The organism is Thalassotalea ganghwensis, from assembly GCF_053485795.1.
Genome location: NZ_JBQRUM010000063.1, coordinates 1 through 541 on the forward strand (window position 1 = coordinate 1; position 541 = coordinate 541).

The 541-nt window shown below is 45.5% G+C and carries 2 tRNA genes; both read left to right on the forward strand.

From position 1 onward, the window contains the following. The first annotated feature begins 271 nt into the window (after positions 1-271). Positions 272-348 (forward strand) — tRNA-Ile (locus tag ACSLUH_RS19480). A gap of 111 nt (positions 349-459) precedes the next feature. Continuing rightward, positions 460-535, forward strand: a tRNA-Ala gene (locus ACSLUH_RS19485). Positions 536-541: the final 6 nt, after the last annotated feature.

Genomic DNA, 541 nt, shown 5'->3' on the forward strand with positions numbered 1-541 from the left:
TAACCCTAGGGGAACCTGGGGTTGGATCACCTCCTTATCTTGAATGTAAAGCAAACGCTTTGTTGAGTGTTCACACAAATTGCACTGATAACGAATATGAAGAAGAAGTCCTAACATGTAGCTTCGGACAATGCCGCTTAGATAGTGTTTAAGCGAAGTAATTCGAAATGAGTTCAAGGCACTTGAGGTTAATGCGCAGGAGTTATCGCCTGATAATGACAAGCATTTACCGAAAGTAACGATGAAATCATAAGAAGAGCAAGCATAAAATAGGTCTGTAGCTCAGCTGGTTAGAGCGCACCCCTGATAAGGGTGAGGTCGGCAGTTCAAGTCTGCCCAGACCTACCAATTTAAGCGCTTGACGTTGTTGTTGATTAGCTCATTTGCACAAGCAAACGTCGCTAAACAACGCCTAGTCAAATCACTTAAATGTTCTAGCTAACGTGTTGACCCAGATATGGGGCTATAGCTCAGCTGGGAGAGCGCCTGCCTTGCACGCAGGAGGTCAGCAGTTCGATCCTGCTTAGCTCCACCACTTCTT